Origin of the sequence: Sphingomonas sp. DC1600-2 (genome assembly GCF_049897605.1) — a bacterium.
GTDB lineage: Bacteria > Pseudomonadota > Alphaproteobacteria > Sphingomonadales > Sphingomonadaceae > Sphingomonas.
This window is the reverse complement of the sequence record NZ_JAFCWO010000001.1, coordinates 1-12405: the sequence shown is the minus strand read 5'-3', so window position 1 is coordinate 12405 and position 12405 is coordinate 1. Positions and strand designations below refer to the sequence as shown.

The 12405-nt window shown below is 62.0% G+C and carries 16 protein-coding genes and 1 pseudogene; 10 read left to right on the top strand and 7 right to left on the bottom strand.

The annotated features are described in order from the left end of the window. The first annotated feature begins 15 nt into the window (after window positions 1–15). Entirely contained in the window at window positions 16–576 is a 561-nt protein-coding gene (locus ACP7BL_RS00085) for a hypothetical protein (RefSeq protein WP_426257282.1), read from the top strand. 95 nt (window positions 577–671) lie between these two features. Here ACP7BL_RS00085 and ACP7BL_RS00080 read toward each other — a convergent pair whose 3' ends face one another. From ACP7BL_RS00080 to ACP7BL_RS00065, 4 genes are all read right to left on the bottom strand, one after another. Continuing rightward, window positions 672–2537, bottom strand: coding sequence for a reverse transcriptase/maturase family protein (locus ACP7BL_RS00080; protein WP_426257281.1), 1866 nt, complete (start codon window positions 2535–2537; stop codon window positions 672–674). 649 nt (window positions 2538–3186) lie between these two features. After that, on the bottom strand, window positions 3187–3924 hold the full coding sequence (locus ACP7BL_RS00075; protein ID WP_126848926.1) for a zeta toxin family protein: 738 nt from the start codon (window positions 3922–3924) through the stop codon (window positions 3187–3189). Continuing rightward, the gene (locus ACP7BL_RS00070) at window positions 3921–4229 is read right to left on the bottom strand and encodes a hypothetical protein (RefSeq protein ID WP_426257280.1); all 309 of its coding nucleotides are present in this window, start codon (window positions 4227–4229) and stop codon (window positions 3921–3923) included. Before ACP7BL_RS00070 ends, ACP7BL_RS00075 begins: the two co-directional genes overlap by 4 nt. A gap of 67 nt (window positions 4230–4296) precedes the next feature. Further along, complete coding sequence (locus ACP7BL_RS00065; RefSeq protein ID WP_426257279.1) at window positions 4297–4683, bottom strand: hypothetical protein; 387 nt, start codon at window positions 4681–4683, stop codon at window positions 4297–4299. Between the two features lie 241 nt (window positions 4684–4924). Here ACP7BL_RS00065 and ACP7BL_RS00060 point away from each other — a divergent pair, with 241 nt between their 5' ends. The 9 genes and pseudogenes from ACP7BL_RS00060 to ACP7BL_RS00020 all read left to right on the top strand — a co-directional run bounded on the left by ACP7BL_RS00060 (window position 4925) and on the right by ACP7BL_RS00020 (window position 10090). Further along, window positions 4925–5317 carry a DUF3768 domain-containing protein gene (locus ACP7BL_RS00060; protein ID WP_426257278.1) on the top strand — a complete coding sequence of 131 codons (393 nt, stop codon included), beginning with the start codon at window positions 4925–4927 and terminating at the stop codon, window positions 5315–5317. Window positions 5318–5493: 176 nt separating this feature from the next. After that, window positions 5494–5670: pseudogene (locus ACP7BL_RS00055) on the top strand (DUF7673 family protein); the annotation flags it as partial. 154 nt (window positions 5671–5824) lie between these two features. Then, the gene (locus tag ACP7BL_RS00050; RefSeq protein ID WP_426257622.1) at window positions 5825–6061 is read left to right on the top strand and encodes a hypothetical protein; all 237 of its coding nucleotides are present in this window, start codon (window positions 5825–5827) and stop codon (window positions 6059–6061) included. Continuing rightward, a complete protein-coding gene (locus ACP7BL_RS00045; protein ID WP_167535076.1) occupies window positions 6054–6227 on the top strand; it encodes a hypothetical protein in 174 nt (57 codons plus the stop codon). The genes ACP7BL_RS00050 and ACP7BL_RS00045 overlap by 8 nt, the downstream gene beginning before the upstream one ends. 28 nt (window positions 6228–6255) lie before the next feature. Beyond that, window positions 6256–7020 (top strand): ParA family protein, encoded by a 765-nt coding sequence (locus tag ACP7BL_RS00040; RefSeq protein WP_126848931.1) that lies wholly within the window; start codon window positions 6256–6258, stop codon window positions 7018–7020. Beyond that, the gene (locus ACP7BL_RS00035) at window positions 7020–7913 is read left to right on the top strand and encodes a ParB/RepB/Spo0J family partition protein (RefSeq protein ID WP_426257277.1); all 894 of its coding nucleotides are present in this window, start codon (window positions 7020–7022) and stop codon (window positions 7911–7913) included. The genes ACP7BL_RS00040 and ACP7BL_RS00035 overlap by 1 nt, the downstream gene beginning before the upstream one ends. A 62-nt stretch (window positions 7914–7975) precedes the next feature. Next, the gene (locus ACP7BL_RS00030) at window positions 7976–8185 is read left to right on the top strand and encodes a hypothetical protein (protein ID WP_046194673.1); all 210 of its coding nucleotides are present in this window, start codon (window positions 7976–7978) and stop codon (window positions 8183–8185) included. Between the two features lie 253 nt (window positions 8186–8438). After that, window positions 8439–8969 carry a plasmid mobilization protein gene (locus ACP7BL_RS00025; RefSeq protein ID WP_426257276.1) on the top strand — a complete coding sequence of 177 codons (531 nt, stop codon included), beginning with the start codon at window positions 8439–8441 and terminating at the stop codon, window positions 8967–8969. Between the two features lie 32 nt (window positions 8970–9001). Further along, a complete protein-coding gene (locus ACP7BL_RS00020; RefSeq protein ID WP_426257621.1) occupies window positions 9002–10090 on the top strand; it encodes a relaxase/mobilization nuclease domain-containing protein in 1089 nt (362 codons plus the stop codon). Window positions 10091–10120: 30 nt separating this feature from the next. On the opposite strand, the gene ACP7BL_RS00015 is transcribed toward ACP7BL_RS00020, so the two are convergent. The 3 genes from ACP7BL_RS00015 to ACP7BL_RS00005 all read right to left on the bottom strand — a co-directional run. Then, window positions 10121–10771, bottom strand: coding sequence for an SOS response-associated peptidase (locus ACP7BL_RS00015; RefSeq protein WP_426257275.1), 651 nt, complete (start codon window positions 10769–10771; stop codon window positions 10121–10123). A gap of 49 nt (window positions 10772–10820) precedes the next feature. Continuing rightward, window positions 10821–11480, bottom strand: a complete 660-nt coding sequence (locus ACP7BL_RS00010; protein ID WP_426257274.1) for an SOS response-associated peptidase family protein — start codon at window positions 11478–11480, stop codon at window positions 10821–10823. 591 nt (window positions 11481–12071) lie between these two features. After that, on the bottom strand, window positions 12072–12405 hold a 334-nt coding region (locus tag ACP7BL_RS00005; protein ID WP_426257273.1), incomplete at its 5' end, for a hypothetical protein.

The window sequence follows — 12405 nt, the reverse complement described above, 5'->3', positions numbered from 1 at the left end:
CTCGCGAGATCGCCCTTGGATGACCTGACCGAGCAAGCCAGCCCGCACTGTATCAACTCGACGCTGCGCGAACGTATCGTCGAGCATGTCTTCGTGGGCGAAGCGCTGCGCCGGCTCTGGCAGCTGGGTGTGACGGACGTCGAGGTGCTGCGATCCGAGTTCGATGCCGGCGGCTATGATCTGGTGATGAGCTATCACCGCGTCACCCGCCATATCCAGTTCAAGACCAAGACGCTCGGCGGCAAGACCGATGAGGTGAAGATCAACCTCAAGCTGATGGACAAGCCGAGCGGGTGCATATTGTGGATCGTGGTGACGCCGGATCTGCTGTTCGACCACTATCTCTGGTTTGGGGGCAAGCCGGGTGAGCCCTTGCCCGATATCAGCCGGAACATGATCGCCAAACATGCCAAGGGAAATGCGCAGGGCGAGAAGGCTGAACGGCCAAACCATCGGACGATCAGGATCAGCAAGTTCGAGAAATTGGTGAGCCTGGACATGGTGCTGGAGCGACTTTTTGGTGCGCTGGAGCAGAGTCAGGCGGCTCCGGTTGCACCGGACCGGGCTCTAGGCTGACGCCCCGAGCCCCGTTCCGGGTCTCGGTAGGGTAGACGCGAGACGCCTCTTGCGAGGACGCCCCAGCGCCTCCCCCCGAACCGTGCTTGCACCTTTCAATGCACACGGCTCTCCATTCCGCTGGGCATCCGGCCACGGTGATGAGCAACATGGCACTTTCGGCACAGGACTATGGTCCTACGCCGCCGTGCTGATTGCACCCATGGCGTCAGTTGGTCGTCCCGCTTGTCCTTTAGGCGGTGAGGATGATGCATCTCGAACGGCCCGTCCGTATCGCCGCACGCCTCGCATTCTTCGGCGCTAAGGCGGGTGACGAGATCGTTCGCACTCTGCGCAATGCGCGAGCCGACCGTAATGGCATCAATGACGGGATTGCCCCATGCCTGTACGATCAGATGCTTCAGTTTCCATACCTTATGGACGCGCGGTTCACCCCGGACCAAGGTTGTTACGCCGTGATCCGACCCCATTTTCAGATATTCCTCAGCCTGCCTTCTCGTCGAGCGTCGCCGGCATGCTACAGTCGCAAAGAGGCTCCTGAGCATTACCAGTTCGAGCTTGTCGAGCGACGCTTTCACGCCGTCGGCGATCGCATAATAGTTCGCGAAGCCCCGGAACTCTGAGTTATATGCCACGATAATCTCCGCCACACTGGATTCCATGAGTTGCGGACGCACCCGGCCATTCCTCATGTCGAGGTTGCCGAGCTTTTTGCGCCTGCAAAACGCATAGACCCGATCCCTCGGCACCCACAGCTTGATATTCCCCCGCGTTGGCCGACGAAGGATGCGTCGCATCCCACCGCCGACCTTCTGACGCCCCGCCATTGTACCGGGAGAGCGCAACGTGAAGGCGCATACATGGAAGCCAAGGAACGGCGATCCCTTCGACGCATCGCGAACCCCGGTTTTCTCCGGTGATACCGCCAGATTGAGCCGCTCAGCGAGGAAGTGCTGTATGTCGGCCATGATCTGAACGGCATCCGCCTTGCTGCCGATCACACCGACAAGGAAGTCATCGGCATAGCGGCAATAGCGCAGGCGGCGGAAGTTGGGGTCCATTTGATCGACGGACGATATCTTCCGTCGATCCCGATTGATGGCTTCGATCCGAGCTAAACATGTTCGGACCTCTGCCTCATCCGCACCATCGGCACGGATTGCATCGATCTTCTTACGAAGTGCGGCGATCTGCTGGCTCTGGGCAACATATGCAGGATTGGCCCGCCGTTTGACGCCCTTGTCGAAGCCCGCCCGCATTTCCTCCATGAACAAGTCCAGTTCATGAAGGTAGATGTTGGCGAGCAAGGGCGAGATAACCCCGCCCTGTGGAGTGCCGCTATAGGTCCGCTCGAACTTCCATTCATCCATGCATCCTGCCTTGAGCATCGTCCCGATCAGATCGATGAACACAGGATCATCGATCCGGCGGGCCAAGAGGCCGAGCAGGATGTCATGGTCGATGTTGTCGAAGAACCCGCGAACATCCACTTCGATCAGCCATTTCGCACCCGTCCAGGTTTTGCGGATCTCTTCGAGAGCCGTGTGGCAGGAGCGACCCGCGCGGAACCCATGGCTGTGCTGCGAGAACACAGGCTCATAAATCGCCGCGAGGATCATTCTCGCCGCCTCCTGAACGATGCGATCATCCGCCGTAGGGATGCCCAAGGCGCGCATTTTACCATTGCCCTTGGGGATATAGACCCGCCGCACTGGACGAGGGCGGTAACGGCCTTCCGCCACGAGTTGGACCAGACGATCAAGCCTCGCCAGCGTCATGCCGTCGAAGGTCTGCCCGTCTACTCCCGGCGTCATCGCACCCCGGTTCCGGGATACTCTGTCATAGGCCCGCTCATATAAGCAGCGGGACCGCATGAGGCGGTTGAGACCGTTGATCCGCTTGCCCGCCCGCGACAGGGCCGGAAGCTTCTCGATCCGTCTCAGGATAGTAGCGGTTTGCATCAGCAATCCCTTTCCTTTGATCTATCGAGGTTACAGAACTGCCGTCCTTCGCCCGGATGTTGCGGATTTCGACAAGGATTGCTCCCGCTTATACCGCTGACCCGTCCGCCTCGCGGCGGCTGTCCCGGCCATTACACCGGGCGTTTGACTACTATGACGGCTCCGTCGCCATGCAGGTCCGTACAAGCCGTCCTGTTTAGGCGATCCCGCAGTTGCGCGAGTGAGGAGTCGCGGCGCATTTAGGTGCCCCGTTCGTTTCCTTGATCCCCTTACCGGGGCCACGCCGGGCGGACTGGCAGCGATTCACTGGGACGTGCTCCTCGCTCCGCTCGAAACGGTGTGTCAGCCGCGTTCACCGTCACCTACCTAGTGGTCGTTGGAAACTGGGATTCAAACAATCAAGTCTTCACCATGCGCGCCTTGCCTGCTGGTCAACCGTCAGGCCGCGACGCCCGACTTCGATCCATCCACCGACATGCTATGGTCCCGTTTCCCTTTCGGAATTTCAGCCGGTTCGTCACCGGCACCGGTAAGTCGGTCAGGCATGAGCTATGCCAATAAGCTCAGTTCATTCGAACACTCCTTTCTTCTCCGCGCCACAACGGCGCACGCCCATGCGGGTCGCGATCCCTGCCGCGAGGGCTATCGCTCAGCCGACGCGGGGGCTGACGATCTCGAGCCAGCGCGAGATCACGCTCGGGGCGGTCCTCTCGCCGGCCCTTAGGTCAAAGATCTCGCGCCCCTCGATCTGGACCCGGCAGACGGTGAAGGCCTGTGCCGACGTCCGGCTGTTATCCGCGAGCAAGGAGGCGTCGGCGACCTTTATCGCTTCGGCGATCGCCATCTGGGTCCGCGGAAACCGCTCGCGCAATTTATTCTCGGGCACCGCATGGCCATTTTCCTGAACCCGCGTCTGGACGCGGCCGATTGAGAGCTCGACGCTCGCCAGGCCCACAAAGATCAGGAGAACGAAATACCCCGCCGTCTGCATCTGGCGAATCTGGTCGATCTTGGATTCGAAGGTGCCGTCGCCCAGCGCCTGCCAGTGGGAAAACACCGTTTCCATTGCGAATGGTACCTTCGCGTTCATCGCATGACCGACAAAGGCTTGTACGCCCTGCTGCGACACCTTCATCCAGCTCTGATCGGTATCGCGCAGTGTCGCCGCCCAGGACGGGAGCGCGCCGTCGCTCGCCTGCTCGGGCAGGATCGACAGCATCATGCGGTCGGCATTGACCAACGGCATCTGCAATTCATCGGCGAGGCTACGGCGCCACAATGTCGATTTGCCCGAACCGTTATGGCCAGCGAGCACGATCGCGAGCGGTTTCTTACGCTTTTCCTGTGTCTGGCGAACCTGTCGGATCGCCTCGATCGCAGAGGTCAATCGATCGCCTTGAAGCTACCGTCAACCAGCTGGCCGCGTTCGGTCTTGCCGTTCAGCTTACGGATCATCACGTCGGGATTATCGCTATCGAGCGAGTAGAGCGGCACGTCCTTTTTCGCACGGAGCGTCACGCCCGGCTTGGCCAGGCGCTTCGCGACACGCTCAAGGGCCTGCGTGCTGAGTTTGATGTTGTGCTGGACGAGCGCCGACGACGGCGCCGGGGCGGTCACCGTTACGCTGCCGAAGCGGACCCGACGCGACTTGATCTTGCCCGTCGTGGGCTGAATAACTGCGTTTGTCGCCATATACTGCCCTCCTTCAGGCCTGATGCGATTCTGCTGATACCAAGATAGCGTTTATAAGGGCTGATCGCTAGGGGCTGGCGTCCAAAACCGTCGCTTGTCCGCAAACCTGCAGGCTCCGGCCCGTAACGGCCGCAGGCCGACCCTCAAGACCCTCTTTCAACACCGGATCGTCGAGCAGGACGCGCCACGGCGCGCCATAGGTTCGGGCCGCGAGATAATAGGCCGCGCCGTCGCAGGCGACCATTCGGCAGCGTTCCTGGGTGTCGATGATCGAATGCCCTGCTCCGTATCGCGCGACCAGATCGACCGGATCGACCCGCATCAGCGCGCCGCAGCGCCGACACTGGCTGCGCACGAGGATATTGCGCTTGCTCATGGCACCGACGGTCCTCGTCCAAATCGGCCAGAGAATGTGGAGCGCGGCGGTCATCTTTTCGACGATAGTCCGCTTCATCGCGACTGGTCCAGCATCCAGATCGAGAGCGTGACGGCCTGGTGTTCGCAGCCGCCGAGACGACGGGATCATCACCATGTCCGGTCCTTGCCGGGGCGCAGGCGCGCGCAAGCCCGTAGCCGGGCTTCTCCTCTGCCGTTTCGACCCTGCGGGTGCGCAAGCCTGCTGTGCCCCGGCGCGCCGGTCCCTGTTGAAAGACCCCGATCGGCGGGGTTTGTCGAAAAACACAGGATCGTACGTCATGCCCGATCAAAACGCCTCCCCTGCCCCAGCGTCGGATCGCATCGCGACCATCGCCCGCCTCAACGATGCCCTCCGGCAGAACCTCACCCAGCCCGGCCACAATCGTGTGGTGATGACCATCGGTGTCCAGGAGCTCATCGGCGACGTCAGCCTGTTCCGCAACTTCCATGCCCAGGCCGAATTGCTGCGCACCATCCGCGACTATGACGATTTTGGTCCCGACGTTGATCCGCACGGCGAGCGCGATTTTGGGCGGTTCGAATTCCGGGGTGCCGCGCTGTACTGGAAGATCGATTATTATGATCGCACGCTCGATTTTGGCTCGCCCGATCCTGCCGACAGTCAGGTCACCACGCGCGTGCTGACGATCCTTCTAACGAACGAATATTGAGATATATTGGCCCCGACCAATGTCGGGGCCAACAGCTTTTTCGAGGAGTCGCATATGACCCAACCGCCCGTTTTTGAGGCGCTCGAACGCCTGTTCAAACTCGCCGAGTCCTACTCGGACAGTCCCGCCGGGCCGCCAACTTCCTACTCGCCTGGTGGAACGCTACCGACAATGGCGGCTTCGACCTTGCCGATCTGTTCGGCGTCGACCACGCGGTCGCCGCCGACATGGGGCTGGTCTTCCTGTATCTTGGAGGCCGCGAAGGGGCGATCTACCCCGATCAATTGGGCTATGAGGACCGGATCACCGCGCTGGTAGAACGCTGGCGTTTGGCCGCGCCCGCCGAGGACTGAAGCCAGCTGCGGGTGGGAAAGTCTGCTTGAGCAGACTCCGGCCTCTGACGATGATCGCGAAAAACCATCCGTCCGCCGATGATGTATTGAATTCAATACATCAGAAGCATAGCCCGATGTCCTTGTCGTGATGGAGGAGAGGACGCCTGTGGCGATGGAGGGGCAGGGGAGCGAAGACCGGCGCTCAGCCTTTTTGCAGCTTCGCGTGACCCCGAAGATGCACGCCACGATCGCGCGCCTCGCCTTGGATCAGGGCAATATCACGCTGCGAGCGCTGATCATGAACGCGCTCAAGCAAACCTATGGTCTCGATGTCCCCGATGAGGAGCTTCGTGATCGGCGCGGCCGCCAGCCACGGCCCGCGCTTCACAAGGAGACAGATGATGGCTGAGTATTTTTCGCGCCATCCCGATCATGCGATCCTGTTTGCGTTCGCCTGCTTCGCGCTGACCGTCTATCTGTTCCGCTACGTCGGACCCAGATTCGGCGCGCGCGGCGACTGGTCGGCGCGGGACCATTATGAGCGCAACCTTCGCAACGGCGGCGACGACTATTGAGCGCGGTTGCCCAGGACGGAAGATCTTCGTGAAAACCATCGTGATCAGCCTCCTGAAAGGCGGCGTCGGCAAAACCTTCTTCGCGACCCATCTCGCTTGGTATCTCGCCGAGCAGGCAGGCCGCCGCGTCGCGTATATCGACCTCGATCCGCAGGGCAGCTCGACGCGCCGGCTTGCCAAAGAGCGCAATGGCTGGTTCTCGGCCGACCTGTTCGATCCCGAGGCCAAGCTCGTGCTTGAAGATGCACCCGGCATCACCGTGTTCGGCGCCGACCCGCGCCTGCAAATGGTCAAGGCGGCCGAGGACGTACACGACTTCATCGGGCGCTTCCGGGGGCTGCCCAAGCATTTCGATTATTGCGTCATCGACACCGGACCCAAGTGGGATGAACTGACCTTGAGCGCGATGGCGGTTGCCGACGAGGTGATCGCGCCGGTCCAGGTTGCCGAGGATTCGATCGAGTGCGCCAAGATGCTGCTGACCGCGCTCAAGAAGGCCGAAGCCGCGCGCGGCGGCCGCAAGGTCAATTTCCTTGGGCTGCTGCCGTCGATGGTCAACGCCTTCGACAAGCGCGAGATGGAAAATGCGGTGAAGCTCGCGCACGCCGTCGGCCCGACGATGATGTTCCCGGCCTTCGTGAAGGCGCGGCCGACCTACAAACATTCGGCCGAGAACCATCATGCGGTCTGGCACGAGAAGGGGAGCGGCGCCAAGGCGGCCTCCGAGGAGATCCGCACGATCCTCGCCGAGGTGGAACGTCGGGTTGATACCAGGACCAAGGAGCCGGCCTGATGGGAAAATTCGACCAACGGGCCGAGGAATTCGGGATGCTGGTTGGCGCGCACGAAAGTGCGCGCCGCGTCGAGGAGCTGCCGCTCGACTGGCTGACGCCCGATCCCGGCAATCCCCGCACGCATTTCGATGAAGCCGAGATGGCGGAGCTTGCGGCTTCGATCGAGGCGCGCGGTGTGCTGCAGCCGATTATCGTCCGTCCCAAGAATGGAGATGGCAAGCATGTCATCCGGATGGGTGAGCGGCGTTACCGCGCCTCGCTCGCAGCGGGGAAGAAAACGATCCCGGCCATTGTCAGTGATGCGGGGGAGGGGGCCGATGTCCTTGCCGACCAGATCGTCGAGAATGACCAGCGCGCCGGCCTCTCGTCGCGCGAGCTGGCACTCGGCGTCGAGCGCATGCTGGCCGATGGAAAGAACCAGGCCGAGATCGCCAAGGCGCTCGGCCGTTCGAAGCAGTTCGTCTCGCTCTACGCTGCTTATGGCGAGATGGAGCCATATCTGCGCGAGGCAATCGACAAGGCCCCGATCCGGGTTCTGTACGATCTGCATCGGGCTGCACGAAAGCATCCGCTGGAGGTTCGCGACTTCGTCAGGGGATTCGGCGAGCGGGGCATGACGCTTGCGGAGGGCACGAAGTTCGTCACCTCGCTCAAGGTGCCGGCTGAAACTGTGGCGCCTGCAAAGGCCGCGCCCGCCGCCGCGCCAGTCGAACCAACGCCTGGAAAGCGGGTGGGCAGGGCAGGGCGGTCATCGGCATCGTTCCAGCCGAGCCCGTTCAAGGTCATGGTTGGCACCAGATCTGCGCGACTGGTGCTGCCTGATCGGGTCCGTGTCGTGTTCGACGACGGCGACGAAGACGAGGTGGCATCCTCCGACCTGTCGTTCGATTGACGCGATTAGGGTAGAGTGGCGAACTGAGGTTGATGAGTCGCTTTGGAAAGTCAGGATTACCGATGGCCGGTGAGTTGGACGATATCTGTGCGCAAGTGGATTGCCCAAAATGCGGGGCAATTCTCAACGTGCCATTCAGCCAGATACGGTTGCAGAAGGCCGCGGCCTGTTCGTGCGGTGCGATGATCCGTCTTGAGGACGACACCCCGATCGCGGCCATTCAACGCCTGATCGACGAGGCGAACCCGCCAACGTCGGCCAATGATGCCTAGCGCGAGACCAACCACCAGAACCCCTCACTCCGCGTGAAGATTTTGATCTTTTCAGATAGAATGATGGCGGCATCCCTTCTTCAGGGATGCCGCCATTTTCATTTCGCAGGGCATTTTCGGCTTGCGTACGCAGCCGGGGAGGCGATGGTTCGAGGGAAGGCTCCGAGTCTGCTTGAGCAGACTGAAGAAGCTTCAAATTAGGTGAGGGCCGGATAGGCTTGACGCCGGGGATGTATGACAATAGCCTTTTCGAGTGGCTGTCTTCAACGTGCGACTGCCCGATGAACTCGCGGCGCGCTTCGATGCGATGGCGGCTTCCCACGGAGGCCGTTCGGCCCACCTGCGCGGCCTGATCGATCAGGCGCTTCGCAATCCCCAAGATGAAGTCCTTGTCCCATCGCCGCGCGAGCGGACGACGGCCCGGGTTGAGATTCGCCTGACCGCGACCGACATCGACCGGCTCGACGCCGCGGCAAGCGAACGCGGTCTCAAGCGCACCGAATGGATCGTCGCGCTGTTGCGCCGCCGACTCTTCGGCAAATCGCCGCCGCCACAACCCGACCGCGCGCTGATCTCGCAATCCTGGCGCGAGCTCAATCGGATCGGGATCAACCTCAACCAGGCGGTGCGCGCGCTCAATGCAGCGACGATGGTGGACTCGGGCCTCGATCTCGCGCGCGAAGCGGCGCGGGTCGCCTCGTTCCAGGAAGAAATCGACGGTCAGCTTCGCGCGCTGGGTCGCGCACTCGCCGGTGACGTCGCCTATTGGGATACGCCGGCGTGAAGGATGATGACGTCCTTCCGCTGCCGAGCCTGATGGAGGCCTGGCGCCCGCCGACCGGGGGTCAGCGGACGTTGAAGGGCGGCACGCTACGAATTCGATCCGGCGGCAAGGGCAGGGGAGGGGCGGAGGGCGCGCCCGCCTTGTCGCAGGCCGAGGCTAGAGCGAAACTCGAACGGATCGTGCGCAAGGCGCCGGAGGTCATGGTCAAGATCTCGGGCAAGCAGCGTGGTGCTGCCCATCTCGCCGAGCATTTCGGCTATATTTCGCGGCACGGAAAGCTCGAGGTTCGCAGCAGCGAAGGTGAGATCATCACCGACGAGAAGCGGCTCAAGGTGATCGCGGCCGATTGGGACATGCTCGATCAGGCCATGAACCCCTATGGCAAGGATCGACCGACCTCGATGTCGATGGTGCTCTCGATGCCGGGCGGCACCACTGATGCGGTGACGATCCACGACGCGGTCCAGGCCTTTGCGCGCGTCGAGTTCGAAGGGCAGTTCGCCTATATGGTCGCGCTGCATACCGATACCGATCATCCGCATGTCCACCTGACCGTTGCGACCCAGGGCGAAGACGGAACACGCTTCAATCCCCGCAAGGCGGATCTGCATCACTGGCGCGAGAGCTTTGCGCACGAATTGCGGCAACGCGGCGTGGCGGCGGAGGCGACGCCGCGCCGGGCGCGCGGTCACGTCCAGAAGCGGGTTCGCTCGCCGGCGCTGCATCTCGAAGCGCGGACGGTGGAGCAGGGCAGGGGGCTCGACATCCATCGGCTGACCGAGGAACGCGCGGCCGAGTTCGCGCGCTCGGCCGAGCCGGAGCGGCGGCCCGAGGATGTGGCAGCGCTCGGCCGGCAGAAGTTCATCCGCGGTGCCTATGCGCAGGCGGCCGCAGCGCTGGCCGCGACAGGCAAGGAGGATGACCTCGCTCTGGCTGAAGACGTGACGAGCTTCGTCGCGGCGATGCCGCCGGCCGTATCGCGACGCCTGGAGCGCGCGCGCGAAATCATGATGGCCGAACGGGCCGCCGGTGGCGGTGTCGAGCGTAGCCCAGAAGCTGGAAACGAAAGCGGCAAGACACCCGATCGCGAACGGCCCAAGCCGCGCGATCGCGATCGATAGGGCAGGGGCCAGGCCGCGAGGCCGCCGCGGTCAGAGTTGATCCAGGCTTACCTGTGCGGGTCGCCGGCGCGACCACAGCTCGTCCGTCCGATTCATCACAATCAACTCGTCCGGAAAGCATCGGTCGCGGAAGGCGATCACATCATCCAGAGTGCCGTGGAGCCACTGGTCATATTCGTCCGGGTGCAACAGGACCGGCATTCGGTCGTGCACCGGACGGATCGCCTCATTGCAGTCGGTCATCATCCCCGAATAAACGGCTCCCCATTCGTCGCTGATCCGCCACATGCCCGCCCAGGCGAAGATCGGTTGATCCTTCACCGCGAACCAGGTCCGCGTCATCGAGCCTTTTTCGCCCTCCGCTTCGGCGAAGCCGGTCACCGGGATCAGGCAGCGCCACTGCGGTTTCGGCGCGATCCCGCGCCACATGAAGTTGGTCAGGTCGGCGATGTTGTTGACGGGCTTCGGCTTGATCGGGAGGCCGGTCTTCTTGCTCTTCATCGGCCGCGGGAAACCCCACACCATCGACTGAAGCACGCGCGCGCCCTCGGCTTCGCGAACGACCATGCCGGGATAACCCGGCAGTGTTTCTTCGGGCGTGTTGAATTCGGTCGGCACGTCGACACCGAAATGCGCCGCGACTTCTGCCGCGCTTTTCCTGACTGTGTAGAGATTACACATGGACGGTCCTGGCTCGTGCTTCAGGGTCGATCATCGCCGATGATCGCGATCATAGCAAAGCCATTTGCGGTTGCAGCGCGGCCGGAAGATCACCGCTCCGCCAGAGATCGTCACTGTGCAACACCGTCATCCGCGCAGCCGCGATCGGGGGACGAATCTGAAAACCGATGACGTCCCTGATCGAGCAGCCAAGCCACCGCGCATAATCTTGCGGTTCGAGCAGCACGGGCATGCGATCGTTATAGGGCTCGACAGCCGCATTGGCCGCCATCGTCATGCCGGCATAGACCGGTCCATAGTCCGGGACATTGCGGCAGAAGCCCGCCCAGGCGAGCATTGGCCGATCGGAGACCGAGAACCAGCTGCGCGTCATCGATCCGGGATCGCCATTCGGGTTGGCGAAGTGAGTGAGTGGGATCAGGCAGCGATAATGCGGCTGCACGACGAGCTTGTCCCATAGCGGATTGGTGAGATCGGCGACGAGGCCGATCCGTCCGGGGAGATCGCCGCGCTCGCGCATTTCACGGGTCAAACGCGGAAAGCCCCAGTCCATCTGCCGCATCAGCCGGCGGCCGTTCTTCTCGAACACCACCAGGCCCGGCAGGGCCTCGACGGTCTCCGCCGGCACAGTCAGCTCGGCACTCGCTTCTGCGCCGAAATGCGCGGCGATCTCGGGGACAGTGCTGACAACGGTATAGAGCCTCGACATGGCTCACCTCACGCAAGACGACTCGACGAGTGCCCGATATAGCATGGAACAAAGAACGAACAAATGCCACGTCTAGGAGTTCAGCCTAAGCCGATCGCTGCGCTGCGCTCGCTATGCGGCTGACTGTATTTGAGACCGCCAAACTCATCTTTCGTTCACCCCGAAGCGCGGCGCTTTGCTACCCGTGCCCGGACGCTAGGAACGACCAGAGTCGGTCGTTCCGCTTGTCGCCAGGGAACTGCCGCTTTGGAGAAATCCTGCAATTTGGACTTTCGAAAGCCGCCCGACAGCAAAGCGCCCAATTCCAGCCGTTCGTGGTATCGCATTGGCCGCCTGAAAGCCGCCGCCCGATCGAGCTATGATCTTGCCGCAGCTTATAGATGGACAGACACCCGTGATCACGATTGCGAACATAACGACGATCTGCCTTATGAGAAGTTTCGGGGTCATCAGGCGCTCCGTCCAAGGGCAAACAGCCCCTCGAGTTCATGACCTGGAGATCGGCCTGAATTGGTTCTGTGAAAATTACGGCTTCGGAGCGCCTCCCGGCGCCTCAGTGAGTCTCGACGAATCCCCTACAGGGTGAAAGCGCTAGAACTCGATCTGATAATGCCAGGCTCGCGCAAGGCCCGTAGAAGTCTCCGGCGCATATTCGGAGCTGAACGGGAAAATAATCGATGCGGGCAGACCATTGCACTCGTGAATGAAGAAGAGCGTGAAGCCGAGCACCTGAGCCTTCGTACCGAGCGGGGTCAGAATTACATTGCCGGATGCGCCCGTTGACAACCGCCGCGAAACGAGCTCGCTGTAGATTTCCGCTGAGAAGTGACCCGGTATTTCCATCGAGAATTGACCCGGGTGAAGGTATGTCCCGCAGAGCGGGTTTTGGGTCAAGCTGGTGATTTTTCCTTTCGTGGTTTTGGTG

What these genes read in the sequence shown, in the direction of transcription:
- ACP7BL_RS00080 (WP_426257281.1), bottom strand. Translation starts at nt 2,537, where the DNA reads ATGCAAACCGCTACTATCCTGAGACGGATCGAGAAGCTTCCGGCCCTG.
- ACP7BL_RS00070 (WP_426257280.1), bottom strand. Translation starts at nt 4,229, where the DNA reads ATGGCGACAAACGCAGTTATTCAGCCCACGACGGGCAAGATCAAGTCG.
- ACP7BL_RS00065 (WP_426257279.1), bottom strand. Translation starts at nt 4,683, where the DNA reads ATGAAGCGGACTATCGTCGAAAAGATGACCGCCGCGCTCCACATTCTC.
- ACP7BL_RS00060 (WP_426257278.1), top strand. Translation starts at nt 4,925, where the DNA reads ATGCCCGATCAAAACGCCTCCCCTGCCCCAGCGTCGGATCGCATCGCG.
- ACP7BL_RS00050 (WP_426257622.1), top strand. Translation starts at nt 5,825, where the DNA reads ATGGAGGGGCAGGGGAGCGAAGACCGGCGCTCAGCCTTTTTGCAGCTT.
- ACP7BL_RS00045 (WP_167535076.1), top strand. Translation starts at nt 6,054, where the DNA reads ATGGCTGAGTATTTTTCGCGCCATCCCGATCATGCGATCCTGTTTGCG.
- ACP7BL_RS00035 (WP_426257277.1), top strand. Translation starts at nt 7,020, where the DNA reads ATGGGAAAATTCGACCAACGGGCCGAGGAATTCGGGATGCTGGTTGGC.
- ACP7BL_RS00030 (WP_046194673.1), top strand. Translation starts at nt 7,976, where the DNA reads ATGGCCGGTGAGTTGGACGATATCTGTGCGCAAGTGGATTGCCCAAAA.
- ACP7BL_RS00020 (WP_426257621.1), top strand. Translation starts at nt 9,002, where the DNA reads ATGGAGGCCTGGCGCCCGCCGACCGGGGGTCAGCGGACGTTGAAGGGC.
- ACP7BL_RS00015 (WP_426257275.1), bottom strand. Translation starts at nt 10,771, where the DNA reads ATGTGTAATCTCTACACAGTCAGGAAAAGCGCGGCAGAAGTCGCGGCG.
- ACP7BL_RS00010 (WP_426257274.1), bottom strand. Translation starts at nt 11,480, where the DNA reads ATGTCGAGGCTCTATACCGTTGTCAGCACTGTCCCCGAGATCGCCGCG.